Source organism: Pseudonocardia sp. TRM90224, from assembly GCF_021245725.1.
Taxonomy (GTDB): Bacteria; Actinomycetota; Actinomycetes; order Mycobacteriales; family Pseudonocardiaceae; genus Pseudonocardia.
In genome coordinates, this window is the sequence record NZ_JAJGSX010000037.1 from 21819 (window position 1) to 47332 (window position 25514).

Below are 25514 nucleotides of genomic sequence, written 5' to 3' on the forward strand. Positions count from 1 at the left end.
AGTGCCCGGTAGGCCCTGCTTTCTAGAGGTCGTTGCCGGCGTAGGACAGATTGAAGCTCTTGTTGACCAGGGGGAAGTCCGGAACGATCGTGTCGGTCAGGGCAGCCGGGAGCGCCGGCCAGTTCAGGAAGCTGGGGTCGACAATCTTGCATCGGGTCAGCCGATCGGTGCCGTCGAGTTCGACCCTGTGCACGATCGTGCCCCGCCAGCCCTCGACGATGCCCACTCCCGATCTCGGCGTGCCGGACGGTGATGCACTGGCAACACGCTCGTTCGCTTTCTGGTTGGTGCCGAGGTCGCCGTCGAGGTGGGCGAGGAGGGTGGTGAGGATGGCGACGGAGTAGGTGATCTCGTCGGTGCGCGCACAGAACCTGGCCAAGACGTCACCGGCGGTGGTGGTGGGCTCGGCGCGGACGAACCGGGCGGTGTGGGTGGGGTGGTCGTGGCGTGCGTCTACTGCGAGTCCGCTGGCGCGCGCGACGTAGCCCAGTGCCCCGATGTCGTGGGCTTGTTGGGTGGTGAGGACCGCGGTACCGGTGAATCGGTCGCGGATGACGCTGTGGGCCAGGGCGAGCGCGGCGATCTCAGCGATGTCGCCTGCGAGGCTGGCGAGGTGGGTTGGGTCGGGTAGCGCGGCCAGGGTGGTGACGCCGGGGCGGATGGCGCCGCGGAGCAGGCGGTGACCGGTGACCTGGTCGTTGATCCGCAGCAGCTGCTCGCGAATCCGTTGGGCGTGGGCATTGAGGATGGAGTGGGCGACGTCGTTGCATAGGGCGCCGATGTCGGTGACGTGGTTGTAGAGCCGTTCGAGCTCGCACAAGACAGCTCGTCGGCGGGCCACGTTCTCGGACACCTGGATCGATCGGGCGTCCTCGACGGCCTGGCAGAAGGCCAGCGTGTGCCCGACGGAGGTGTCACCGCTGACGCGTTCGGCCAGTTCCACCCCGTGCTCGGGCGTGCGGTTCTGGAACAGTTTCTCGATGCCGCGGTGCACGAACCACAACCGGGCCTTGAGGTTGAGGATGGTCTCCCCGACCACGGAGAAGCGGAAGTGGCCGGGTTCGATCATGCCGGCGTGCACCGGCCCGACCGGGATCTCGTACACCCCGGGGCCTTCCACGGTGCGGAACGGGTAGGGGCCCTCGACGTCGCCGAACGCGGGCGGCGCGCCGGCATCGGACAGCATCGGGTGCCAGCCACGGGGCCAGTGGAAGTGCCGGACCAGGCGCTGGGGCAGCGGGTGATCGGTCACGAGGATGCCGAACAGGTCGTGCATCTCGCGTTCGAACCGACCGGCCGGGAACGACAACCGGGCCAGGCTGGGCAGCCGTGGCGCCGCCGGGTCGAGTCGAAGCTGCAGCTCGATCCGGGACTCGGCCCGCCCGAGGGTTTCGCCGCGGGTGAACAGGTAGACCACCCGCAGGCCAGTGCCATCGGAGCTGCCGTCGGGGCTGCCGCTGAGGCGGTCGTCGTGTGCGGCGATCAACGCGACGCGGTACCCGTCGTCGAGCAGCGCGGCGGCACGCTCGGGAAGCTGGTGCGGGTCCACTGGCACCGCCTGCGAGATGGTGGGCATCCGCGGATCCGGGATCTTCGTCATTGCGCTCCGGTCAGGGTGTGGGCGGCCGCGCCCAGCAGTGCCGACAGTGGGCCGGTGGTAACTCCCAGCGCGGCGGTGGCAACCAGACCCAGCAGCAGCGCGGCGGCGGCGGAGCGCGGCAGCACGATCGGTGCGAACGCGGCGCCAGGTCCCTCCCGCGCCGGTACCAGCGTCTTGTGGTCGTCGCCGAGCAGCATCCGGCTGGTGTGCCCGATCAGGGCGGCGGCGATCACGGCGACGATCACCAGCGCGGCGGCTGTGGCCCAGCCCAGGAGCGGCGAGCCAGTGTTGAATCCGGTGGCGAGTCCGGCGCGGGCGATGCCCAGCTCGCTCGCGAAGATGCTGAACGGTGGGAGCCCGATCAGTGCGAGGACACCGACCCCGAGGCAGCCGGCCAGCAAAGGTTGGCTGCCCGCGAGGCCGCGGACCTTGTCGATGTGGCTGGTTCCGGTGATCTGCAGCAGGCGACCGGCGCCGAGGAACAGCACACTTTTCACCATCCCGTGCCCGAGCACGTGCAACAGCACCGCCGCGATTGCTGCAGGGCCGCCGACGGCGGCGCCCAGGGCAAGCAGGCCCATGTGCTCGATGCTGGAGTAGGCCAGCATCCGTTTGTAGTCACGTTGGGCGATCAGCAGCGACGCCGCCACCAGCAACGAGGCCAGCGCGACCAGCACCAGCAGAGTGGCGGCGAACTCGGGCCCCATAGCGATGTCGGAGATGACCTTGACGCGCAGGATCGCGTAGAAGGCGACCGCGAGCAGCACACCCGACATCAGCGCCGACACCGGGGCGGGGGCCTGGCTGTGCGCGTCGGGAAGCCACGCGTGCAACGGCGCCAGACCGGCCTTGGTACCGAACCCCACGACAAGCAACACCACCGCGATCCGAGTGACCCCGGGGTCGAGCTGCGCAGCGGCGGCCTCCAGCCCGGTCCACGTCAACCCCGCCGTGCTGCCGGCGTCCGGGCCGCCGCCGAGCCGCGGGCTGTTCAGGTGTTGGGCAGCGAAGTTGAGCACCACGATGCCCAACAACGCCAGCGAGATCCCGGCCGAGCAGATCACCACGTACTTCCAGGCGGCCTCGACCGCGGTGCGGGTTCGGCGCTGCCCGACCAGGAACGCGGTGACGATCGTGGTGGCCTCCACCGCCACCCACACCACGCCCAGGTCCGCGGCCAGCACCGCGAGCGCCATCGCCGCCAGGAACGCCTGCACCAAGCCGCTGTGGCGGGCTGCGGTACGGGTGCTGGCCCGCCCGGCCGCGATCTCGGCATGCAGGTAGGTCGGGGTGGCCAGCGCGGCCAACACCGCCACCGCACTGATCACCACGACCATGTAGGTGCTCGCGGGATCGAGCAGCAGCACACCGCCCACCGCGAAAGCAGGGCCGTCGCGCAGCACCTGCGAAGCGAGCGCGATCGCCGAACCCAATACCGCCACCGCGCTCAGCGTGGCCACCCACACCGTCGCAGGCCGCCACCCGAGCAGCGCATACACCACCGCGGCCAGGGCCGGGACGAGGATCGGCGCAACCGCCAGCAGCGTCGCCGGGAGACCGAGCGCCGGGAGATCGGGTGTCATCAGTCGCTCAGCTCCCGCAGCTCGTCCAGGTCGGTCCCGCCGAACACCTCACGCATGCGGCCGGTCAGGATCTGCAGCACCAGCACCACCAGCAACACGTCCAGGGCGACCCCCACCTCCACGACCAGCCCGATCCCGGCCGTGGTCAAGAACCCGACCGCGGTGATGCCGTTGTCCATCAACAAGAACCCGACCAGCTGCGACACCGCGCGCCGGCGGGTGACCAGCACGAAGAACCCGATCAGCACCACCGCGATCCCGATCGGGACCGCCTGCGTCGCGGACGAGGGCGCCAGCGCAGTGATCGGCTGCGACACCGCCAGCGCCAGCAACGTCAGCACGGCCGCGGCCAGCAGCGACGCCGCCACGTTGACCAACGGCCGGGTCTCGCGGCGCTCCTGCGGGCCGGACGCCAGCGCGTACCGCAGCAACCCGGGAAGCACCCCGGCGCGCAGCACCAGCACCCCGACGGCGAACACCGCCAGCTCCAGCGACCCCTGCACGGCGCCCAGCACGGCGATCAACGCTGCCAGCGCGATGCCCTGCACAGCGAACACCCGGATGATCACCACGAGTTCCCGGCGCCACAACACCAGCACCGCGCTCAGCAGCAACGCGCCGGCACTGAGATTGAGGAGCTGGACATGCACCGCGCTCATCCTGTGCTCACCTCGAACTCACCCCGTGTCCGTCATGCCAGGACGTAGGACGAGGTCACGGCCAGCAGCGCGAGCAGGAACGACCCCGCCAACAGCTCCGGCACCCGAAAAAGCCGCACCTTCGCCAAGAACACCTCGACCAGCGCCAGCACCGCCCCCAGCACCGCCACCTTGACCGCGAACGCGACGACCCCGCCCAGCAGGGCCAGCACGCCGACCTCGGTGGCGATACCCCAGGGCAGGAACAGGTTGGCCAATAGCCCCAAATACACCGACAGCCGCATCGCCGAGCCGAGCTCGATCAGGGCGAGGTCTGGTCCGGCGTACTCGAGCACCATCGCCTCGTGCACCATCGTCAGCTCCAGGTGGGTGGCTGGGTTGTCCACCGGCAACCGCCCGGTCTCAGCGACGATCACCACGATCAGGGCCACCGCGGCCAGCAGGCTTCCCGGGGCGATCGCCTGCGCCGGGTGCGCCAGGCTCGACCCGACGATCGCCGACAGGTTCGTGGATCCGACCGGCACCGACAACGCGAAGATCGCCACCAGCACGGTGGGTTCGACCAGCGCGAGGATCGTGGTTTCCCGGCTGGCGCCCATCCCGCCGAACGCGGTGCCGGTGTCGATCCCGGCCAGCGCCAGCACCACCGTGGCGTGGGCCAGCAACGCGACCACCACGAACAGGTCCGCGATCTGCGGTATCGCCGAATCGGTAGTGACGAACGGGGCGACGACCACGACGACCAGCGTCATCGCCACCAACAGCACCGGGGCCGCCCGGAACATCTCGGTGGTGCCCCGCGGGGTGATGGCCTCCTTGCCCGCCAGTTTGCGCAGGTCACGCCAGGGTTGCCCGACCCCCGCACCGCGCCGGCCCTCCATCCGTGCCCGGACTTGGCGCATCACCCCGAGCAGCAGCGGGGAACCCCCGACGATGACCGCGACCTGCAGCGTGCCGCCGAGTGTCCCGAGCAGGCTCACCGCGTCACCACCAGCACGATCAGCAACGCGCACACCGTGTAGAAGCCGTAGCCCAGGTAGCGGTGCACGCTCCCGGTCGCCAATCCTCGACCGGCGCGTCCCCACGCCGCCGTCGCCGCGAGCACGGGTTGGTAGAGCCGCCGTTCCACCCGGTCGGGCACCCGGCGCCGATACGCCACCGACGACACCAGGTAGGCCGACTCCTGATGATGCGTCACGTCGATGTCCTGCACCGGTTGCAACACGTTGTCGAACACCCGCCCCAGCGGTTCCGCGAACGACGTCGCGGTGTACTGCATCCGCTCCGACAACGGCCCCGCACCGCAGTCCCACAACCGGGCCGCGCGCCGGGCCCGACCCGCGACCAGCATCCGCGGCACCGCCACCACCACGACCGACCCGACAGCCAGCGCAACGACCAGCAACACCGGCGACAACACCCCGGTGACCCCGACCAACTCCGCGCTCAGCGCTCCGCTCACCGGCGCACCCGACCGCACGAGGGCCCCCGCGATCTGACCCAGTGTCGGCAACACCGCGGTCGGTGCGACGGCCACCCCGACACAGCCCAGCCCAGCCAGCGCCATCGCCGTGAGCATGCTCGGTGGGCTCTCATGAGCCTGCGCGGCGGCGGTGCTGCGCGCGCGAGCCAGGAACCCGACCCCGAAGGCCTTGACGAAGGTGACCACGGCCAGCCCGGCGGTCAGTGCGATCGCCGCAACCATCATCGGCACCACGATCGAGGTGGCCACCCCCGGCGCGGGCAGTCCATGGATCAGCGCCTGCAGCAACACCCATTCGCTGACGAACGCCGTGCCCGGCGGCAGCGCCGACGCGGCCAGCGCGCCGAGCCCGAACGCCGCAGTGGTCACCGGCATCGCCGACCGCAGCCCACCCAGTTCGTCGAGGTCACGTGTGCCGGTGGCGTGCAGCACTGACCCCGCGGCCAGGAACAACAGGGTCTTGAACGCGGCGTGCCCGATGATGTGCAGCAGCGCGGCGGTCAGGGCCAGCGCGGCCAGCACCGGGCGCCCTGTCGAGGTGAACAGCCCACACGCACCCACCCCGACCAGCACGATGCCCATGTTCTCGGTGGTGGAGTAGGCCAGCAGACGTTTGAGATCGGTGCTGACGACTGCCTGCAAGATGCCATAGATCGCCGACCCTGCGCCCAGCAGCAACACCAGCAGCCACCACCACAGGGCACCGCCGCCCATCAAGTCGATCCCAACCCGGACGATCCCGTAGATCCCCATGGTCACCATCGCCGCCGACATCAACGCCGACACGTGGCTGGGGGCCTCCGGGTGCGCGCGCGGCAGCCACGCGTGCACGGGCACGATGCCGGCCTTCGAGCCGAACCCGATCAGGCACAGCACGAACACCGGACCGGCCACCGCCGGGGACAGCGTGCCCGCCGCCGCCCGCACCGCGTCCCAAGAATCGTCGGCCGCGGGCGCTGCCAGCACCAGAAGCCCGATCAGGATCGCGACGAACCCCAGATGAGTCATCACCACATACCAGCGCCCCGCCGACGCCACCTCACCCCGGCGCCGATGCTCGGCCACGACCAGCAGCAACGACGTCACCGCCATCAGCTCCCACGCCGCCAACAGCGTCGACACGCTCCCGGCCGCCGGCACCAGCAGCAACGACACCACGAACAGCGGCGTCGCGACTTGCACACCGCGACTGGCGAGACCGCCGCCACCACCACCGCGGCAATAGCCGATCCCGTAGATCGCCGCCGCCACGGCTACCGCGCCGCTCACTGCCAGGAACACCCCACCGAAGGCGTCGACCGACAACAGAACGCCCGACAGTGGAAGTACCCCGGGCAGCTGCACCGACCAGGTCTGCCCGGTCATCGCCGCCACCCCGGCCACGGTCCCGGCCACCCCGACCGCCGCGGTCAGCACGCCGACCACGGCGGGACGCGCCGCCCGCGTGAGCAGCACCGCTGCCACCACAGCGACCATCCCGAGCACCGCCGCCGCACCCAAACCCACCGCGACCAGCTGTGTTGCAACCACGTTCATCGGCCGGTCAGCGTCCGCAACGCCTCGACGATCGCCTCCGGGCGGGGCGGACACCCCGCCACCTCACCATCGACCGCGACCACATCAGCGACCGCACCGACAACGCCGTACGCGCCGGCGAACACCCCGCAGTTGCGGGCACAATCACCAACGGCGATCACCACCCGCGGCAGCGGCACCGCATCGACCGTGCGCCGCAACGGCTCGGCCATGTTCCGCGTGACCACTCCGGTGACCAGCACCGCATCCGCATGCCGAGGCGAGGCGACCAGCCGAGCCCCGTACCGCTCGAGGTCATACACCGGCCCGAACGCCGACCCGATCTCCACCTCGCACCCGTTGCACGACCCGGCATCAACATGGCGAACCTGCACCGAACCCCGCAACAGCGCCGCCCCGGCCGGCACCGCCGCCCCCGTGGAAGCAGGGGGCGGTGGCTCGGCAACCCGGCCGGTACGCCGGATCTTCCGCCACAGGCTCAGCACAGGCCCAGCCCTGAAACGGAGTGCCCCGATGCGGAGCGCCGTGATGGGTTGGCGGCCGCCGCGCTCAGGACGTGCGCAGATCCTGCAGCAGCTCGACCTGCTCGGACAGCACACCTGTCAGAATTGCGCGGGCGATGGCCATCAGCTCCGGTACCTGCGGACTGGTCACCGAATAGTGCACTGCGGACCCCTCCTTGCGGGTGGTCACCAACCCCGCCCGACGCAGCACCGCGAGCTGCTGAGACAAGCTCGCCGCCTCGACCTGAGTTGCGGCGAGCAGCTCGGACACCGCATGCTCGCGCACGCTGAGCAACTCCAGAACCCGGATCCGCACCGGATGCCCCAACGTCTTGAAGAACTCCGCTTTGAGTTGATACAGCGGTCGACTCATCCTCGCGCCACCGTGACCGCCGCGCCCACGCGCCATGACGCCCTCTCTCCGGCGCGGTCGCCGCCCACCACTGCCTCCCCGTCCGCATATCGCCGCTCACTCGCCGGAACGCAGCCCCGGTCAAGATGCAGACCTGCCGAACTATAGAAGTCACCAACGCTGCGAGTCGACCCGCACGATCAACGCCAGCACGCAGCGGCACTGGCCGCGGCCCCGCCGACGCTACTCCCGCGGCGCGGCGGCGCGGTCGAACCGCCAGCGTCGGAGCGAGCGAGAACCTACCAATCCGACGGTTGACACCGCCCAACCGGGCATCTCCGACGTTCCTGCAGCCCATCCAGGCGACAACCTCCACAGCGAACCATCCAAGATGCAATTGCTAAAAAGTGCAACCCGTGAACCCTATTGCTGCCCGGTCAGCGGCGGGGAAAGGGGTATCCAGCTGCGGGATCAACGGCGCAGGCGCCGCGGTCGCCGATCACCAGGAGGCGCGGCACGCGCCGTCTCGCGGATCAGGCGACGTACGCGGACGTGCCCACCAGCGCGTAGCTCTCCGTCCGCGGGAACGTCATGCCAAGCCGGTAGGCCTGCTCCCTGAACTCGCCGACGACCGCACCGACACCCTCGGCGTCGCTCTCCCCCGGCCACATCGTCAAGAGCACCCCGCTGCCGCTGCCCTGATCGTGCAGGATCTCAGCACCGCAGAACCCATGGCCACTGCGCAGCCGCGACAGCAGTTGATCGCGGAGCAGCGCCAGCCCGGCGGCAACCTTCGCCGCCTCAATCCAGAACCTGGTCAGCCGCACCGCCGCATCGGGTACTCCGGCCAGGGTGCCCTCATGCGCCTGCACCTCGAACGACTCGACAACCAGGTCCCCGCGAGCCGCAAGGACCGCGCCCTCGCGAGCGCGCGTCAACGAGGCCTCTGACGACTGGGCAAGGTCATCCCAGTAGGACAAGGCGACGATCACACCGGCGGATCGGTCGACCAGTGTCGTCAGCCCTCGATTGCCCGGGGTCGCCTCGACAGCTGCGCGGTCCGATCCCTCCAAATACGCAAGGCCGTCCTCGACCCGGTCCGGCTCACCGAAAATGCTGTTGGCTCGTGCAAACACAGCCGCCTCCTTCTCGTCCCAAGGGATGGGATCACTATGGACCTGCTGCCACTCGGTCCGTAGCAGGCACCGCAAGGCGACGGTGTGCTCTGCGCCACAGATTCGGCGAAGCGTCCTCCGGGCTCAGCACGACGCGGCGGGGGTTCTCCGGCGCCAGCTCCGATCTCGCGAACCCGGCCGGACCGCTCGCCGCTGGCGGCCGCATGCATCAACCCGAGACCCCGCGCTCGTGCATGGTGCTCGTCCCCGAAGAGTCGCTGGTCAAGAATGCAGAGGGGAGGACCATTGGGGCGCCGGGAGGAGGCCGCAACGCTGAGTGAGCATGATCGCCGGATCCTGGAAGAGATGGAGGCCGCCGTCACGCGGGAGAGCCGAAGCTGGCGCGTGCGCTGCGTCGGGCTGGCCACCTGCATCGCAGGCCCTACGACTGTCCTGGTCGGGATTGTGTTGGGCACTCGCCGAGCACGGCACCTTCAGCCTCGGCATGCTCGCCGCCGCAGCGATGGCCCAGGCCGCCCGGGTCAGCCCGCGCCAGTGGCGAGCCCGGACATCGGGCAGGTAGCTCTGCTGGAGGATCCCGACGTTCTGAGCGGCGTCAGATCATTGCCTCGATGGTGATGGGCAGGGTGCGGACACGACGGCCGGTGGCGTGGAAGACGGCGTTGGCGATCGCGGGGGCGATTCCGATCTGGACGACCTCGCCGATTCCCTTGACCCCGATCGGGTCGGCATGATCGTCGCGGCCGTCGAGGAAGATCGCTGTCAGGTTGGGTACGTCGGCGTTGACGGGCACGAGGTAGTCAGCGAGGTTGGGGTTGACGATCCGGCCGTCGCGGTGGTCGGTCACGGTGTGTTCGAGCAGCGCTGTGCCGATGCCCCCGACCATGCCGCCGATGGCCTGGCTCTCGGCCAGCCGTGGATTGATGATCCGGCCGGCGTCGTAGACGCCGAGCATGCGGCGGATCCTGATCAGCCCGAGGCGGTGGTCGACGCCCACCTCCACGAAGATCGCACCGTAGGCGTGCATCGATCGAGTTTCCTCGGCCGGCGGCGTGTACAGTCCGGTCGCCTCCAGCCAGGCGCGGCCGTTGCGGGTGAGAAGTGCCTGGTAGCTGTCGTTGCGACGCGGGTCGCGCGCGAGGTGGAGCCTTCCACCGGTCGCCACGACGTCGGTGGGGTCGGCGCCGTGCAGCGGAGAGCAGGGGTCGCCGACCGCCAGCTCGGCGGCTGACCGCCGGACCCGGTGAGCGCCGTCGTGGACCGCGGAGCCGACGCTGGCCATGGTTGTCGAGGCGCCGTGCGGCGGAGCCTGCGGCAGGTCGGAATCGCCGAGGTGAACGGTGACGTCGTGCATGTCGAGGCCGAGCTCGTCCGCGGCGACCTGGGTGAGGGCGGTGGCGGTTCCCGGTCCCATGTCGGTGGTGGCGGTCTGGATGACCGCTGTTCCGTCGGCACGGACACGCACCGCCGCGCGGGCGCCGGTGCGGGCGGTGTTGTACACCGCGGCGGCCACGCCGGTGCCGACGAGCTGGTCGCCGTCGCGGGTCGAGCCGGGCTCGGGATCGCGGTCGGCCCAGCCGAACACGCGCGCCCCGATGGTGAAGCACTCCTGCAGGCGCCGGGTGGAGAAGGGCAGGCCGGTTGCCGGGTCCGCGACCGGCTCGTTGCGTGCGCGCAGCTCGATCGGGTCGATGCCGATCTCGTGGGCCAGCTCGTCCAGCGCGGTCTCGAGGACGTGCACGGCGCTGACGTAGCCGGGACCGCGCATGTACGTCGGGGTGTTCACGTCGAGCGGGACGGTTCGGTAGACCTGGTGGACGGCGGGAGTGCGGTAGAGCATCTGTCCGGGCACCATCACCTCTTCGGTGAAGGTCTCGTAGCTGGAGGTCTCGGCACGGATGTCGTGGAGGGCGCCGATGAGGCGCCCGTCGCGGTGGGCACCCAGCCGCAGCCGGTACTCATACGCCGGCCGGTACCCGACGCCGAAGTAGAGCTGGCGGCGGGCCATCACCAGCTTCACGGCCCGGCCGGTCTCGCGGGCGGCGAGCGCGGCCACGGCCACGTGCGGCCAACAGCGCAGCGCGCTGCCGAAGGCGCCGCCGATGCAGGGCGACACGATGTGGACGTCGTCGGTGGACAGGCCGAAGACCGTGGCGAGCTCGCGCTGCGTGCCGTCGCCGACCCACTGGGTCTTGTCCCAGACGGTGAGGCGGCCGCGGTCCCAGCGGGCGATCGTGGCGTGCGGCTCCATCGGGTTGTGGTGGTTGCGGGCCAGCCCGTAGGTGAGGTCCAGGCGCACCGGCGCCGGGTCGAGGGCAGCCTCGGCGTCGCCGCGGACATAGGTGACGGGTTCGGCGCCGATCGCCGTGGACAGGTCGGTGGACGGCCGTTCAACGTGATAGGTGACCTCGACCAGGTGTGCCGCGTGCTGGGCGGCCTCCAACGACTCGGCGAGGACGACGGCGACCGGCTGCCCGAAGAAGTGCACCTGGTCGTCCTGGAAGACACGCAGGCGCCTGCCGGGTGGGTTGTACGAGCCGTCCGCGTTGTCCTCGTAGGGGAGCGTGGGCGCGTTGTGGTGACCGAGCACGCCGAGCACGCCCGGCTCCTCCTCGGCAGCCGCGGTGTCGATCGATGAGATCCGACCGCGCCCGATGCTGCTGTCGACCAGCACCGCGAACACGACGTCGTCGATGGCGTGGTCGGCCGCGTAGGTCGCCCGGCCGGTGACCTTGAGGCGGCCGTCGACCCGCTCGTGCGGGCGACCGACGGCGACCTCGGGCTGCGTGCTCATCACGGTTGCCCCACGATCCGGAGCTGGCGCTCGACCGTGCGCCGGAGCAGGTCGACCTTGAACGCGTTGTGCCGCAGGGGTTCGGCCCCGTCCGCAGCACACTCGGCGGCGAAGCGCCACAGCTGCGCCGACGGCCACCCCCCGACCAGCCGCTGCTCCACTGCGTGGAGTCGCCATGGCACGGTGCCGACCCCGCCGGCCGCGACCCTCGCCGCCCGGATCACCCCGTCGCGGGTCGCAAGCGCAACCGCGGCCGAGGCCAGCGCGAACTCGTAGCTCTGCCGGTCGCGCACCTTGAGATAACCCGACCGCACCGGCCGGGGCAGAGCCGGGACCTCCACCGCGGTGATCAGTTCCGCATCCCGCAGCGCGTGTTCGCGCTCGGGGGCGCTGCCCGGTCGGATGAGGAAGTCGGTGATGGCCACGCGGCGCGATCCGGATCCGCTCACCAGATGGATCACCGCGTCCAGCGCGGCGAGCGCCACCGCGAGATCGGACGGGTGGGTGGCCACGCACTCCGCGGAGGTGCCGAGGATGGCGTGGCTGCGGTTGTAGCCCTCGCGGGCTGCGCACCCCGACCCCGGCGCCCGCTTGTTGCAGGCGGCTGACAGGTCCCGGAAGTACGTGCAACGGGTTCGCTGCAGGACGTTCCCACCGATGGTGGCCATGTTGCGCAGCTGGGCCGACGCACTCAGCTCGAGCGCCTCGGAGATCAGCGGGTAGGACGTTCGGATGTGGGGATCGGCGGCCGCGGCCGCCATCGTCACCAACGCCCCTATGCGCAGACCCCCGCGCCCGGTCGCCACGATCTCGCGCATCTGCAGCGCGCTGATGTCGATCAGCGTGGCGGGCCGCTCGACCTCCTCGCGCATCAGGTCGACCAGGCAGGTGCCCCCGGCGATGAATCGGCCACCGCGACGCGCCGCCTCGAGGGCAGCAGCCTGGCTGCCGACCTTGAGGTAGTCGAACGGCTGCATGCCCCTCACGCTCCTTCGCCGGCAGCGACGTGCCGCACGGCGTCGACGATCCTGGGGTAGCAGCCGCAGCGGCAGATGTTCCCGCTCATCCACTCCCGGATCTCCGCCCTCGAGCCGGCCCGCCCCTCCCGGATGCACCCGATACCGGACATGATCTGCCCGGGTGTGCAGTAACCGCACTGGAAGGCGTCCCGGTCGATGAACGCCCGCTGCAGCGGGTGCAGGTCCCCGTCGCCCGTCGTCAGGCCTTCCACGGTGGTGACCTCGGCGTCCTGCAATCGGATCGCCAAGTTGAGGCAGGCGTTGACCCGTGCACCGTCGACCAGCACGGTGCACGCCCCGCACGCGCCCGCGTCGCACCCCTTCTTGGTGCCTGTGAGGTGGAGCCGTTCGCGCAGCAGATCGAGCAGCGAGGTGCGCTCGTCGATCTCGACCACCCGGAGCACGCCGTTGACCGTCAGCGAGACAGCGCGCCCCTCAGCGGACGAGTTCGGCATCGTTCGTGTGGTCGACGACGGCCGGGACGACCAGGTCCCACAGCTCCGGCGGCGGTTGCTGATGCCCGACACCGGGCAGCGGCACGAGCCGCGCGCCGGGGATCTCAGCGGCGAGGGCCCGGCCGTGCTCGATCGGGAACATCGGGTCAGCGGTGCCGTGCAGGACCATGGTGGGGGCGGTGATCCGGCTCAGCCGGGCGGCGGGCGGCGTGTCGTCGTCGAGGACGAAGTGGTTGGTCAGCAAGGCGGCCATGTCCCGGGTTCGGTCCACCTCCCGAGCCGCGAGTCGCCGGTAACGCTGCCGGTCGAACGGAAGGGTTCCGGCGTATGGCCGTTCGGCCTCGACCCGATGGGCGATGACCGCGTCACGGTCGTTCCAGTCGGGTTCCGGTGCGGGGTCGGTGAACGTGGCCATCACCTGCTGGCTCGGCGGAGGCAGCGAACGTCCGTGGTCGGCGGGCACCGCCGGGCTGGTGGAGGCGAGACACAGCGTGCGTACCCGGGCGGGGTGTTCGAGCGCGATGCGCTGCGCGATGCCGCCGCCCATCGACAGCCCCATCAGGTGCGCGCGGCTCACCCCGAGGGCATCCAGGATCCGCAGCGGGTCGGTGTGCAGCTCCCGCGAGGTGTATGACGGCCGTCCGGGCGGTGAGCTCGACGAGCGGCCGGTGTCACGGTGGTCGTAACGGACGACCCGCCTGCCGGCCTCGGCGAGCCGGGCACAGAACTCGTCCTCCCACCACACCATGGACTGCGCGCCGCCCGCGATCAACAGCACCGCGGGATCTGCGGGGTCGCCGAACGTCTCGAAGCACAGGTCCGCGCCGTCGATGGTCAGGATCTGCTCGGTCATGATGATGCGTGTCCTCTCGAAAGTGACGGGCAGGCGTATCCGTCCAGCATCGCGGCGAGCTCTGCGGGTCGGCTCAACGCAGGGCAATGGCCGCTCACGATCCCGTCTGGGATCGTGCCGAGCCGATCGGCAGCCAGTTGACGCTGGAAGGCCGCGGGGAACAGGCGATCTTCGGTGCACAGGACGTAGCGCGTCGGCGTGGCCGGATGCGCGTCCAGCGGCCACGGCTCGTAGTAGGCGGTCGTGGAAGGCGGAGGCGGCTCCCGGTGCTCCACCTGGTCGGCCAGCACCTTGGGTACGTCGTGGAAGTAGCCGACGTACGGGTCGGGGGAGCCAGTGAGGCCACCGTCCTCGGCGGCCTGGATCCTGACCGCCTCCTGATGTCCGGTGTTGCCCCACCAGTCCGCCGGCGGTTCGCCTGGCCGGGGAACCATGGCGGTGACGTAGATCAGTCCGGCGGTGGGAAGACGATCGGCGACCAGGGGCGCGGTGAACCCGCCGAAGGAGTGCGCAACGACGAAGAGCTCGTCCCGGGTGTCGATCATGTCGACAACCGTGTCCGCGTAATCGGTCAACGTGTCCGTGTCGTCACCGGTCCACAGCGTGGGAGCGACGGTGGTGTGCCCACGGGACCGGAGCTCGGTTTCGACGAGATGCCAGAACCAGCCGCCGCCGACGCCGGCGCCGTGGATGAGCGCGAACGTACTCATGTCTCACTGTCCCTCGTGACGTGGTGCAGCGGACGTCATCGGTGCGCCCGCCTCAAGATGGTTGGTGGGTCGGCCCGGCCGATCGCGCAGGAAACCCGCGAGTGCCCGCTGTGCCATGAAGAGCACGAGCCCCAGGCCGAGAGCGAAGGCACCCAACCAGGCTTCGCCGCTGTATTCCAGCAGCGCCGTGCCGAGGATCGGCCCGAGAACGGTGCCCAGGCTCCACGTGCTCGACGCGACGCCCAGGTACCCGCCACGAAGATCGGGCGGAGCCAGGTCGGCGAACGTCGCGCCGAACTGGACCGCCATCCCGACCTGCGCGAGGGCGAGCACGAAGACCGCAGCAGCGAAACCGGCGGCGCTCTGCGCCACGGTGGCCAGAGCGGCGCCCAGACCCGCCAGCAGCATCGAGGTCGCGAGCACGGCCCCGCGGTCGCGGCGCGCCAGCACAACGACTGCCCACGGCTGGAGGAGGACGATGACCAGCCCGTTGATGGCGAGCACGACACCGTAGGTGGCGGTGCCGTGCCCCCGGGCCGTCATCAGCAGCGGCAGCGTGGCGAACGCCTGCATGAGCAGCGTGAAGTAGACCACGTGGACCAGCACCATGGTGGCCATCAGCCGGTCGCCGAGCAGCGCGGGCAGCAGCGCACGTCGCGGGTGGCTCGATGCCGAGCGGGTTTCCGGCACCGCGACCACCACGATCGACGCCGCGGCCACCACGGCGACTGCGTTCAACCAGAAAAGCAGGCCGTAGCCGTAGCTCGCCAGCACTCCCGCGGCTGTTGCGGCGATGGCGTAGCCGAGGTTCGCGGCCCAGTAGAGAAGGCTGTAGGCGCGCACCCGCTGCCGGGCCGGCAGGTCGGCCACGGCTGCCGAGCCGGCCGGGCGGAACAGCCCCGCGGCCAGGCCGTATCCGACGGCCGCTGCCCAGATGTCCGGCACGTTGCCGGCCGATCCCAGCGCCGCCAGCGCGACCGCCGTTCCCAGGAATCCCAGCAGCATCGTCCGTCGACGACCGAACCGGTCCCCCAGCCACCCACCCAACCATTGGGATGCGAAGTCGCCGATGCCCACGGCCGCCACGACGGCACCGGCCGTCGTCGGGGTCATCTCCTGTTCCTGGGTCAGGTAAAGCACCAGCATCGGCTGCACGAACGCACCAGCTCGCGCAACGAGGTGGCAGGCCCCTAGCGACCACGCGACTGCGGGCAGCCCCAAGGGGAGCCGCCGGGCGCGGCTGCCTTCGTGGTCCATGGATCGGTTCTCCCTTGCGGTCGGTCGTGGTGGCGGCCTGCGCAGAGCCCGCCCGAGTGCTCCCGGAGCTGCGGACGTGCAGGTTGCCCACCCGGCACAGCGTGGCCACCGTGGAGGGACCGGGGGAATGCGTGGTGACCACGTGTCCGGCACGCGATCACCACTTGGGGCGGCCGCGGGAGATCAGCCCGCGCCGAAAAGCTCGACCGTGGTCTCGTGCTCGAACCGCGCACCCATCCGGCGCCACAGCTCGGCCGAGCCGGCGAGCGCGACGGCGTCGCCACGCAGCCGGCCGGCGGCCCGCAGCACGGTGGCGGTGGCCCAGTCGTTGCCGGCGCTGTCCGCCTCGGCCGCGGCGAGATCCGCCGCGGCCGACGGCAGGCCCGCGGCCACGGTGAGCTCGACGACGGCCGCGCGGGCGAGCGCCCGGTACCAGGAGGTGGCCGGCAGCCGCCGGGCTCGCTCGGCCAGCTCCGCGGCCTGGCCCAGGTCACCGAGCCGCAGCGCGAGCCGGGCGTCCACGAAGGTGACCAGCGGGTCCAGCACGCGCCAGCCCAGGCTCTGCGGGTCGCCGACCTCCGCACTCCGGGCCCGCCATACCGCCACGCGCTCCGCGTCACCCCGAAGGCCGTGCGCCAGCGCGGCGAGCGGCATCGTGAGCCACACCCCGTACGCCCAGGGCCGGCCGGCGCGCAGCCAGCCCATCCACATGTCCTCGGCGAGCCGCACCGCGTCGTCGAGGTCGCCGGACAGGACGAGCACGGGAACGGTCTTGCTGGCAGCCAGGTACACGCTATCGCCCGACAGCTCCGCGTCGGAGATCAACCGCGCGGCCGTTCGAGCGGCCGGTAGGTCGGCGGCCGCGACCGCAGTCAGCGAGGACAGCCCGCGCGCATCGCTGATCTCGACCGCGTGGTCCGGGCGACGCGGGTCGAGCAGGGCGAGCACGGCAAGCCGGTCGACGATGAGCCGGTGCCAGTCGGCAATGCGCCCGTCGTTGATCGCCGCCAAGCTCATCGCGTCCAGGCTCGCGCTGATCAGAACCGGGTCACCGGCCGCCCGAGCAGCGGCAACAGCTGCCGCGGCCAGCTCGGCGTCGGGCCGCATGGCACTCGGGGTGGCTGTCCACGCGGCCGCGCAGGCGATGCGGGCGGCGACGATGGGGTCCTGCGGGTCCCCGGCCGCGACCGCCTCGGCGAGCAATGCACGACGCCGCTCGAACGGGATCTCGTCGCGGAAGGCGATCGCGAACCGGCCGGCCTGATCAACGGCCTGCGCCAGCGCGCCGGCCCATAGGTTGCGGTCGCCACCCTCCCGTGCCCGGTCGGCGGCCGCGAGTCGCAGCTCGAACGCCCGGTCGACCTCGTTGCCGATCTGCGCGCAGTCCGCCGCACTTGCGAAATCCCGGGTCGCTTCGCGGGCGTCCGGCGCGCACCGGGCGGCGTGGCAGAACCAGCCGGGGGCCTGCCACAGGTAGCCGCGCGCGATGGTGAGCCGGCCGAGCGTGCGGGCGAGGCGGTGCGCCTCGGCGTCAGGCTGCTCGTGGCCGGCCAGCGCGGCCTGGAGATCACCCACCACCGCGTCGAACTCCGCATGCCAGGCCGGCGCGGACCGGCCGGCGAGATCGGTGGCCAGGTCCGCCGCCCAGCGCAGGTACCTCCGTCGCACCTCGGCGTGCTCGGGGTCGTCGGCGAGGCGTTCGGCGGCGAACGCCCGGACCGTGTCGAGCATCCGCCAGCTGCTGCCCCGGCGCTGGAGAAGGCTCTTGTCGACCAGCCGCCCCAGCACGTCGGCTGCGGTGGCTGCGTCCACTGCGCTGACCGCGGCCACCGCCGCCAGGTCGACGTCGCCGACGAACACCGACAGCCGCCGGAACACCGCCTGCTCCTCCTCCGTGAGCAGGTCGTGGCTCCACCCGATCACCCCGCGCAGCGACCGGTGCCGCACCACCGATCCGCGTCCACCGGCGAGCAGGCGCAGGTAGTCCCCCAGCCCGGTCAGCAGCCCGGTCGCGCCCAGCGACGCGCTGCGCGCCGCGGCCAGCTCGATCGCGAGCGGCAGGCCGTCGAGCCGGGAACACAGGTCGGCAACGGTCGCGGCGTCGTGCGTCCCCTCCTGGGATGCCAGCTGGGCGCGGTCGCGGAACAACTCCTCAGCATCCGAGCCGAGCGGCAGCGGCGCAATCGGATGGACGAGCTCGCCGGGGATCCCGAGCCGCTCCCGGCTGGTCGCGAGGATCGTCGTGGGGCTGACGGCCAGCACGCGCTCGACGAACTCGGCCACGGCATCGGGCAGGTGCTCGCAGTTGTCCAGCACGAGCAGCGACGGGCCGCGGCAAAGCCGGGAGACGACCGCTTCCGCCTCCTGCCCGTCCGCGTGCTCGGCCACCTCCAGCACCGCGGCCACGGCGTGCCCGAGCCGCCCGTCGCGCACCGGCACCAGGTCCACGAACGCGGCCCCGTAGCGGTACTCGGGCGCCACGGCGGTCGTGACCACCTCCGCGAGACGCGTCTTGCCCACCCCACCCGGCCCGACGAGCGTTACGAGCCGAGCCCGCACCAGAGCAGCCCGCACCGTCTCGACCTCGGCCCGCCGCCCGACGAAGCTCGTCCGCGAGCGCGAGAGCCCGGATACGTCGCCGGGGCGGGCGACCGTCTCGACGTTGCCCGCCCGCGCGGCGAGCGCCTGCCGGTCGGCGACCCCGTACTTGCGCAGCAACGACGAGACATGGCCCTCGACCGTGCGGATCGAGATCTGCATGCGGCGGGCGATCTGCGCGTTCGACAGGCCGGTACCGAGCGCTGCCAGCACCTCGGACTCGCGTGCCGACACCTGCAGCGACTCGTTCACGACGACATTCTTCATCGATCACGTCACCGGCCGGTAGGTGCCCGGCACGTGGTGGGGACGTGGTCGCCACGGGTGCCGACCGGGCAGCCGCCAACCCACACTGCAGCCGAGCACGTCGGCGACGAGGTCACCCCGCCCCACCCCACGCAGCGCTGCGACGGCTGGGCGTCCTGGTCGGAACGTGATCGCTCACCGGCCCGGTTCGACGCGCCCGGCGGACATCAGACGTGCTGCGCGGCACCGTCACCTTCCGCAGGCTCGCCGGCGGGTTCTTCCTGGCGCAAAGGCCATCCGCGTGCATGACCCGAGCGCGATCGCCGATGCCTTCGAGGACGCCACCATCGACCTCTCGGGGTCCGCGCACCGCCGGTGCAAGCGCCTGCGCACCTCCCGCACGTCGATCACGACGCCACCCGCCCGGTCACGACGATGCGGCCGTAGAGCTGCGCCCACCCGGGGTTCGCGCGCACGATCGCAGCGAGCAGTGCCGGATCGGGTCGGCCGGCGAGCGCCAGCCCGACGCACTCCCAGAACTCTGGTTCCCGGTTGGTGCCGAACACCTCCTGTGCGGCGCGGAGCTCGGGCAGCACCTCCTCGACGTCCCCACCGGCGACGATATGCCCGATCGCGGCTCGCATCCGAAGGTCGGCCCGATACATTGCGAGCAGCCGCTGCAGCTCGGCGAACGGGTCGGGGTGGTCGTCGACCCGCACGTCGATCCGCTCGCCGCCACCGACCACCAGCAGCGCGGCCGACTGTCGGCCCCGCACATCGCCACCGGCCTGCTCGCCCGCATGCAACGAGGCGAGCAGGCGGGCCGCGAGGTCGCCGTCAGCGCCGGCGATCCGCGCAACCATGGCCGTCCAGGCGGCGGTGGCGGTGAGCATGTTGCCCTGCGCCACTACCCCGTCGCCGACCGCGGTGCCGGCGAACGGGACGCAGCTCGAGCCAGTGTGGCCGGCCGCCACACCGTGCGCGTCGACGACCCCGACCTGCCGAAGCGGCGCTTCGGGATCGCGGGCGAGCAACCGCTCCACGGCGACGTCCGGCGGGGTGCGCTCGATGAGCGCCTGTGTGAGATCCGCGGCGTGCTGCGGCCCGGGAATGGACTGAATGACCCCTGCCCGACCCCCTCGACGGCCCAGGGGACGACCGAGCCCACCGCGAACGCGTGCGAAGCGATAGCAGCGCCGAGCTGCCCCATGCGGGCGCAGCTCCGAACGCTCGGAACAATCGATCTCATCGGCGAAGGCGCGGCGGCGGGAATCCACGAGCCGGCCAGTGAGCCCGGGCGTGCCCACCCCCTGGCAAGGACAGCTGCTCGGCGGACCACGCGCCGATGACCACCGCCACGCCTGCAGCCGCCACCCCCCAGCCGTCTGCGATCGCCGTCGCCGCTACGACCAGCAGTCCGACGAACACGGCTCCGAGCCCGAAGTCGCCTGTGCCCGAGCTCGGGCGCTCCAGCTGGTCACGTGCTCAGACGACGAGAACGGCCCTGCAACTGCCGCCCCAACAGCCCGACTACGACACCGCCGAGCCAGCCCGCCACGTTGATCGCCGCAACACCCGAAACCGCCGAGGAGGGACAGCTGCGCCGCGCAGTATGCACCGATCGCCACCGCGAACCCCGAAGCTGACACCGCCAGCGCCAACCGGGTCGGGAGCGTCCAGACCGACGAACCGACCAACACCGCGAGAGCCAACGCCATCGCGGGACCAGGCTCTTGCGGCAACCCTGCGGCCCAGGACGTCACAGTGGCCACCGCGGCAACTCCGAGCCCGACGGCCGCGGCTGCCACGCGGCGGTGTCGACGCAGTATCGCAGCGGCGCACACCACGAGCCCAGCGGCGACGTCGAAGAGCCAATAGCCGCCACCCCAGCTGTCCGCGATCGCCATCGCCGTGACGACCAGCAACCCGGCGAACCCGACGCCGAGTACGACGTCGACCGCGATCATTGCCTGCTGACGTTCTTGCATCACCTGTTCACTCCCAGAGATTCCATCCCACGACCGTCCGTGCTGCGACGCAGAGGAGGACGGCGCATCCAGGTGGCCCAGCGCCACACCCACTCCACGGGCCCTTGGAGGTAGTGGCGAAGCCAGACGGTGGCGAACACCCACTGGGCTACGAGGATGCAACCCGTGACCAGGAACGCCACCGATGAGGACTGCGCGATCTGCAGGCCGAGGAGGTGACTGCCAGCCAGAACGAGGAGAGTCGCCGTCAGATAGTTCGTCAGGGCAATCCGGCCCAGTGGTGCGAAGACGACCTGCAGCGCACGACGCAGCGGTGTTCTGAGCACGACCAGCAGGAAGCACACGTACATGCCGGCGACCAGCAGATCTGCCAACGTCGAGGTGGGTGTCGGCTGGCCCGCCTCCGCCCCCGCGCCGGCCCCCACCCATGCGGTGGCGGCCGCTCCTACCGCGAGGACCAGGCCCGTCAAGAGCGGTCCTCGCACCGACGTGTCGATCTTCTCAACCACTCCGTAACGGACCAGCGCCGAACCCAGCAGGAACAGGCCGGCGATGAGCAGCAGTCCACCCCCGCCGGCCACCGCCACCGCCAGGAACAGGGCGGACAGGACCGGCACGGCCCACCGCGGCAGCCAGATCGACGGCAACAACACCACGACGCCGACAAGGGCATACCTGGTCAGTATCTCGCCGGGCCACAGCAGAGTGTGCACGGCGCCTATCGCGAAGAGCGCTGCAAGCCTTCGCAGAAGGACCAGCCACGGGCGGCTTACCCGGCCCACTGCAGAATCGAGCAACAACGAGAACCCGACACCGAAGAGCAGCGAGAAGACCGGGAGCCCCAACCACGGATCCCAATCCCCCAAAGGCTGCGTCTCGACGGCGCTACCACGAGCGCCGATCAACTGGATGTTGGCGAGCAGGATCTCGCACAGCGTGAACCCACGTAGCACGTCGAGCGCAGCGATTCGCGCCCGAGGAAGAGAGTGATCGTCACAAGTCACGGGATCAGAATGTGAGACCGGCCCGCGGACGGCACCCGCCAGATGACCGGATCTGGCAGACACGATCGTACTTTCGGCCAGTCCTGATCCGGTTCACTGTATGTGCACGATCTACGGAGCATCCACCCGATGAGTATCGACCGATCGTACGGAGAAATCGCGCACCCGGGAGAAGAGCAGACGCCGCCGCCCGATCAATGAGGTAGTGGCTTGCAGAACCACCGGCCGTCCTCGGGCGGGGTCGTAGAGGTCGTGAACTCGACGCATCTTCACGATGAAGCCGGGTCGGTGGGGCCTTCGGTGGTCATGAATCGTCCTGAAAGGTGCATGATCCATGAAACGATGCGTCGAACCTTGGGTGCCGCTGCTTTGGGTGATGGCGCGGCAGAGGCGGCGCACGGCTTCTTTCGCGAGGCCGAACTCGCGCATAGTGGTCTCGATGCCCTTGCCGTGAGCCTTGAGACATCGCACCCGCTCATATCGATCCTTGGTGCGGATGACCAGAGCGGAGTTCTCGATCCGCTCAACCTGCACTTCGGCCGCGGTCTCGGCCAGGTCGGCTCTTCTGCCACAGGCGCCAGCGGTCGGCGACCTGGATCGCCTCGGGCACTCCAGCGCTGGCGCCTCGGCATCGGCGCCGGCGCGGTCTCGGCAGATCACCTCCGCGTTGAATCGAAGATCAACCGAAGATCAACACCGAGCGAGGCGAAGATCGCTAGCGGCGAACATGGTGTTCAAGAGGTACAGCTGCCCGCTGAGCTCGGCGTGGTGCAGCTTGACGTAGCTGAGGTCTGCCCCGAGCAGATTTGTTCGATGGAGCTTTACCCAGCTGACGTCGGCTCCTCTTAGGTCGGCTTCCACGAGGAAGGCGTCGGCGAGGTTCGCGGCGGTGAGATCCGCCTCGCTGAGGTTGCTTCGCTCGAAAGCGACCTCGCTCGAATCCGCCATGCGGAGGCTAACTCCGTGGAGGTTGGCTCCGCAGAGGTCGGCTCCTCGACATCGTGATGTGGTGAAGGACCTTGGCCATGACCGGCTCCCTCGGATCGGGTGCGCCCCGACCCTTCCGCCTGAACATCCATAGGTCCAATGCCAAGCTCAAATCAGTAGCATCAACCTCGTCGATGGTTCCGCTCCGCGATCCGCCAGCCGCCGACGTCGCGCACCACCCGGCCTCGGTGCCGGTCACCCCGCCACCTCTCCTCAACCGGGCGCTCCCACACCCCCGGTGCGGGCCGAAAGCTCGTCCGTTTCACTTCACGCACTCCCTTTACGCCGCTGAGCGTGCGATCTATCCTCCTCGAGGTTAGCCTAACCTAAGATGGCCGGAGGTAGCGTGCCAGCAACTGCTCGAACGACGTTCATGCTGCACAACGTCCTGGACACGGGACTCTTCCACGCATCCGCGGGCAGGCGGACAGGGCGGTGATGCCGTTGCGCACAACCGCGACGCCGATACCCGACGCGGCGGCCTCCATGCCGACCGGACTACGGACGTGATCTTCATCGGGGACGGCTCGCTCCTCTGGCGGGCCGCGCACCACGCCAGGGACACCGGCCTCGCGGTCGATCTGGTGTGCACCGGCGGCCGCACGCCGATCCCGCCGTCCGCGGAGAAAGATCGCATCAGAGTGGTGTCGCGCACCGATCCCCCGGGGGCGGAGCTTTGCGCTCTGACCGGCGACGGGGTCGTCTGGTCGATCGACAACCCGTTCATCCTCGGAGCCCCGCTCCTGCGGTCCGGACTGCGCGTCTACAACATCCACGGCGGCTCGCTACCCGAGTACCGCGGCATCCCGATGGCGACCGTGGCATACGCCATCCTGAACGGCGAGACCGAGTTCGCCGCAACGTTGCACGAGGTCGACGAGCGGATCGACGCCGGCCCGGTCGTGGCAGAGCGCCGATTCCCGATCGGTCCGCGAGACGGTTTCGAGGACGTGATGGTCGAGCTGGTGGAGGCCTGTCATCAGCTCTTCGTCGATCACCTCGATGCGGTGGTCGCCGGAACCCTGACCGGTCGTCGGCAGCCGGCAGCTCCGAGCGGCTACTACGGCCGCGAGGCCATCTCCCAGCTCGGCGCGCACCGCGACCACCCGCGATATGCACGCGCCACCGATCTCGGCCTCTTCGAGGACTTCTTCCCCGAACTGGCCAAGGCCTGGGGCTGAGCCTCGACCGACGACCCCGTCAGCACGCCTCGTCGCGCCTTCCGTGGACCGCACCGAGCTCCCGATCGGTCCGTATCGAGCTGCGTCGATCAGCGGGCGGCACGCCTCCAGCGAACGCTCCGCCGCTCTTCTCGCCCAGGTGGCTCGACTCCGCCACAGAGATCACATGAATGTGTCCAGCCGAACAGTCGATTGAACTTGGCTTTACCTTAGGTAAGGCTAGGCGAACTTCTTCGGCGGATTGGGGTGCGATGACTCAGGTGGGTTCGCTGGATCTGGTCGGGGTCGGTTTCGGACCCTCGAACCTGGCGTTGGCGGTCGCCGTGGCCGAGCACAACGCCGCGAACCCCGGCTCCGAGCCGATCACGGCACGGTTCGTGGAGCGGCAAGGCGAGTTCGGCTGGCACCGGGACATGCTGCTCGATGACGCGACGATGCAGGTCAGCTTCCTCAAGGACCTGGTGACCTTGCGCAACCCGGCCAGCCAGTACGGATTCCTCTCCTACCTGCACGACCACGGCCGGTTGGTGGACTTCATCAACTACGGCAGCGTCTTCCCGACCCGGTTGGAGTTCCACGACTACCTGGAGTGGGTCGCCGACAGGTTCCGCAGCGACGTCGACTACGGGACCGAAGTGGTGGCCGTGGACCGAGCACCGGGCGCACCTGACCAGCTGGACGTCGTGACCTCGCGCGGCGATGTGCTGCGCACCCGCAACGTCGTGCTGGCCACCGGGCTGACGCCGAACCTCCCGGACGGGGTGCTGCCGGGTCCGCGGATCTGGCACACCTCCGACCTGCTGAGCCGGCTCGACGGGATCCTCGACCCGGGCCGGGTGGTCGTGGTCGGAGCCGGGCAGAGTGCAGCCGAGACGCTCGACCACCTACATCGACGATTCGCCGATGCACAGGTGTGGGCGGTCTTCAACCGGTACGGCTACAGCCCTGCCGACGACACCTCGTTCGCCAACCGCATCTTCGATCCGAGCGCGGTCGACGACTTCTACCGGGCACCCGCCGACATCAAGCAGATGATCCTCGGCTACCACGCCAACACCAACTACTCGGTGGTCGACCCCGACCTGATCGAGTCGCTGTACCGCAGCCACTACCACGAGAAGGTCAGCGGGCAGGAGCGGCTGCGCTTCCTCAACGTCAGCCGGGTGACTGACGCGGTGATGGTCGGCGACCACGTCGAGCTGGCCGTGGAGTCCATGATCGACGGCCGCCGCGAGTTGTCGACCGCGGACCTGGTGATCTACGCGACCGGCTACCGACCCTCCGATCCGTGCGCCCTCCTCGGCGAGCTGAGCACCGACTGCCGTCGTGACGAGACCGGCCGGCTCGCGATCGACCGCGACTACCGGCTGGTCACCGATCCGGCGCTGCAGGCCGGCATCTACGTGCAGGGCGCCACCGAACACACACACGGACTGTCCTCGACGCTGCTGTCGAACATCGCCGTGCGCAGCGGCGAGATCGTCCGCTCGATCGCCGCGCATGCCAGCGCCCGAGTCTGACCTGCCCATCGCCCCGTCAGGCGACTCCCATGTCCAGCAACCCTTCCGGC

At 70.3% G+C, this 25514-nt stretch carries 21 protein-coding genes; 2 read left to right on the forward strand and 19 right to left on the reverse strand.

What is annotated here, in order from left to right; all coding sequences use genetic code 11:
• Positions 1 to 22: 22 nt before the first annotated feature.
• From LL648_RS34080 to LL648_RS34170, 19 genes are all read right to left on the reverse strand, one after another.
• Complete coding sequence (locus tag LL648_RS34080) at positions 23 to 1600, reverse strand: hydrogenase large subunit (protein WP_232666936.1); 1578 nt, start codon at positions 1598 to 1600, stop codon at positions 23 to 25.
• Complete coding sequence (locus LL648_RS34085; protein ID WP_232666937.1) at positions 1597 to 3183, reverse strand: proton-conducting transporter transmembrane domain-containing protein; 1587 nt, start codon at positions 3181 to 3183, stop codon at positions 1597 to 1599. Before LL648_RS34085 ends, LL648_RS34080 begins: the two co-directional genes overlap by 4 nt.
• Positions 3183 to 3842, reverse strand: coding sequence for a hypothetical protein (locus tag LL648_RS34090; protein WP_232666938.1), 660 nt, complete (start codon positions 3840 to 3842; stop codon positions 3183 to 3185). The genes LL648_RS34085 and LL648_RS34090 overlap by 1 nt, the downstream gene beginning before the upstream one ends.
• 32 nt (positions 3843 to 3874) lie before the next feature.
• Complete coding sequence (locus LL648_RS34095) at positions 3875 to 4822, reverse strand: respiratory chain complex I subunit 1 family protein (protein WP_232666939.1); 948 nt, start codon at positions 4820 to 4822, stop codon at positions 3875 to 3877.
• A complete protein-coding gene (locus tag LL648_RS34100; RefSeq protein ID WP_232666940.1) occupies positions 4819 to 6861 on the reverse strand; it encodes a proton-conducting transporter transmembrane domain-containing protein in 2043 nt (680 codons plus the stop codon). The genes LL648_RS34095 and LL648_RS34100 overlap by 4 nt, the downstream gene beginning before the upstream one ends.
• On the reverse strand, positions 6858 to 7460 hold the full coding sequence (locus tag LL648_RS45510; protein ID WP_308190430.1) for an NADH-quinone oxidoreductase subunit B family protein: 603 nt from the start codon (positions 7458 to 7460) through the stop codon (positions 6858 to 6860). Before LL648_RS45510 ends, LL648_RS34100 begins: the two co-directional genes overlap by 4 nt.
• Positions 7411 to 7737, reverse strand: a complete 327-nt coding sequence (locus LL648_RS34110; RefSeq protein ID WP_232666942.1) for an ArsR/SmtB family transcription factor — start codon at positions 7735 to 7737, stop codon at positions 7411 to 7413. The genes LL648_RS45510 and LL648_RS34110 overlap by 50 nt, the downstream gene beginning before the upstream one ends.
• A gap of 512 nt (positions 7738 to 8249) precedes the next feature.
• Entirely contained in the window at positions 8250 to 8852 is a 603-nt protein-coding gene (locus LL648_RS34115; protein WP_232666943.1) for a hypothetical protein, read from the reverse strand.
• A 595-nt stretch (positions 8853 to 9447) separates the two neighbouring features.
• A complete protein-coding gene (locus tag LL648_RS34120; RefSeq protein WP_232666944.1) occupies positions 9448 to 11646 on the reverse strand; it encodes a xanthine dehydrogenase family protein molybdopterin-binding subunit in 2199 nt (732 codons plus the stop codon).
• Positions 11646 to 12623, reverse strand: coding sequence for an FAD binding domain-containing protein (locus LL648_RS34125; protein ID WP_232666945.1), 978 nt, complete (start codon positions 12621 to 12623; stop codon positions 11646 to 11648). The genes LL648_RS34120 and LL648_RS34125 overlap by 1 nt, the downstream gene beginning before the upstream one ends.
• A 5-nt stretch (positions 12624 to 12628) precedes the next feature.
• Positions 12629 to 13120: a (2Fe-2S)-binding protein gene (locus LL648_RS34130; RefSeq protein WP_232666946.1), complete on the reverse strand. Its 492-nt coding sequence runs from the start codon at positions 13118 to 13120 to the stop codon at positions 12629 to 12631.
• A complete protein-coding gene (locus tag LL648_RS34135) occupies positions 13101 to 13973 on the reverse strand; it encodes an alpha/beta fold hydrolase (RefSeq protein ID WP_232666947.1) in 873 nt (290 codons plus the stop codon). The genes LL648_RS34130 and LL648_RS34135 overlap by 20 nt, the downstream gene beginning before the upstream one ends.
• The gene (locus LL648_RS34140; protein ID WP_232666948.1) at positions 13970 to 14683 is read right to left on the reverse strand and encodes an alpha/beta hydrolase; all 714 of its coding nucleotides are present in this window, start codon (positions 14681 to 14683) and stop codon (positions 13970 to 13972) included. The genes LL648_RS34135 and LL648_RS34140 overlap by 4 nt, the downstream gene beginning before the upstream one ends.
• Positions 14684 to 14686: 3 nt before the next feature.
• Positions 14687 to 15940 carry an MFS transporter gene (locus LL648_RS34145; RefSeq protein ID WP_255687120.1) on the reverse strand — a complete coding sequence of 418 codons (1254 nt, stop codon included), beginning with the start codon at positions 15938 to 15940 and terminating at the stop codon, positions 14687 to 14689.
• 183 nt (positions 15941 to 16123) lie between these two features.
• Entirely contained in the window at positions 16124 to 18790 is a 2667-nt protein-coding gene (locus tag LL648_RS34150) for an ATP-binding protein (protein WP_232666949.1), read from the reverse strand.
• A 401-nt stretch (positions 18791 to 19191) separates the two neighbouring features.
• Positions 19192 to 20091 carry a DUF1028 domain-containing protein gene (locus tag LL648_RS34155; protein ID WP_308190431.1) on the reverse strand — a complete coding sequence of 300 codons (900 nt, stop codon included), beginning with the start codon at positions 20089 to 20091 and terminating at the stop codon, positions 19192 to 19194.
• A 680-nt stretch (positions 20092 to 20771) separates the two neighbouring features.
• The gene (locus LL648_RS45515) at positions 20772 to 21776 is read right to left on the reverse strand and encodes a DUF418 domain-containing protein (RefSeq protein ID WP_232666951.1); all 1005 of its coding nucleotides are present in this window, start codon (positions 21774 to 21776) and stop codon (positions 20772 to 20774) included.
• A 111-nt stretch (positions 21777 to 21887) separates the two neighbouring features.
• Positions 21888 to 22436, reverse strand: a complete 549-nt coding sequence (locus LL648_RS34165) for a hypothetical protein (RefSeq protein ID WP_232666952.1) — start codon at positions 22434 to 22436, stop codon at positions 21888 to 21890.
• 30 nt (positions 22437 to 22466) lie between these two features.
• The gene (locus LL648_RS34170) at positions 22467 to 22820 is read right to left on the reverse strand and encodes a pentapeptide repeat-containing protein (protein ID WP_308190433.1); all 354 of its coding nucleotides are present in this window, start codon (positions 22818 to 22820) and stop codon (positions 22467 to 22469) included.
• A gap of 449 nt (positions 22821 to 23269) precedes the next feature.
• Between LL648_RS34170 and LL648_RS45520 the strand changes: the two genes are divergently transcribed.
• Positions 23270 to 23944, forward strand: coding sequence for a formyltransferase family protein (locus LL648_RS45520; RefSeq protein ID WP_232666954.1), 675 nt, complete (start codon positions 23270 to 23272; stop codon positions 23942 to 23944).
• Between the two features lie 251 nt (positions 23945 to 24195).
• Positions 24196 to 25464 carry a lysine N(6)-hydroxylase/L-ornithine N(5)-oxygenase family protein gene (locus tag LL648_RS34180; protein WP_232666955.1) on the forward strand — a complete coding sequence of 423 codons (1269 nt, stop codon included), beginning with the start codon at positions 24196 to 24198 and terminating at the stop codon, positions 25462 to 25464.
• The last annotated feature ends 50 nt before the right edge of the window (positions 25465 to 25514 follow it).

Excerpts from the sequence above, each read along its gene's own strand:
- LL648_RS34180 (WP_232666955.1), top strand. The coding sequence starts at position 24,196 with ATGACTCAGGTGGGTTCGCTGGATCTGGTCGGGGTCGGTTTCGGACCC.
- LL648_RS34080 (WP_232666936.1), bottom strand. The coding sequence starts at position 1,600 with ATGACGAAGATCCCGGATCCGCGGATGCCCACCATCTCGCAGGCGGTG.
- LL648_RS34145 (WP_255687120.1), bottom strand. The coding sequence starts at position 15,940 with ATGGACCACGAAGGCAGCCGCGCCCGGCGGCTCCCCTTGGGGCTGCCC.
- LL648_RS34125 (WP_232666945.1), bottom strand. The coding sequence starts at position 12,623 with ATGCAGCCGTTCGACTACCTCAAGGTCGGCAGCCAGGCTGCTGCCCTC.
- LL648_RS34130 (WP_232666946.1), bottom strand. The coding sequence starts at position 13,120 with ATGCCGAACTCGTCCGCTGAGGGGCGCGCTGTCTCGCTGACGGTCAAC.
- LL648_RS34135 (WP_232666947.1), bottom strand. The coding sequence starts at position 13,973 with ATGACCGAGCAGATCCTGACCATCGACGGCGCGGACCTGTGCTTCGAG.
- LL648_RS34120 (WP_232666944.1), bottom strand. The coding sequence starts at position 11,646 with ATGAGCACGCAGCCCGAGGTCGCCGTCGGTCGCCCGCACGAGCGGGTC.
- LL648_RS34085 (WP_232666937.1), bottom strand. The coding sequence starts at position 3,183 with ATGACACCCGATCTCCCGGCGCTCGGTCTCCCGGCGACGCTGCTGGCG.
- LL648_RS34140 (WP_232666948.1), bottom strand. The coding sequence starts at position 14,683 with ATGAGTACGTTCGCGCTCATCCACGGCGCCGGCGTCGGCGGCGGCTGG.
- LL648_RS34090 (WP_232666938.1), bottom strand. The coding sequence starts at position 3,842 with ATGAGCGCGGTGCATGTCCAGCTCCTCAATCTCAGTGCCGGCGCGTTG.
- LL648_RS34100 (WP_232666940.1), bottom strand. The coding sequence starts at position 6,861 with ATGAACGTGGTTGCAACACAGCTGGTCGCGGTGGGTTTGGGTGCGGCG.
- LL648_RS34110 (WP_232666942.1), bottom strand. The coding sequence starts at position 7,737 with ATGAGTCGACCGCTGTATCAACTCAAAGCGGAGTTCTTCAAGACGTTG.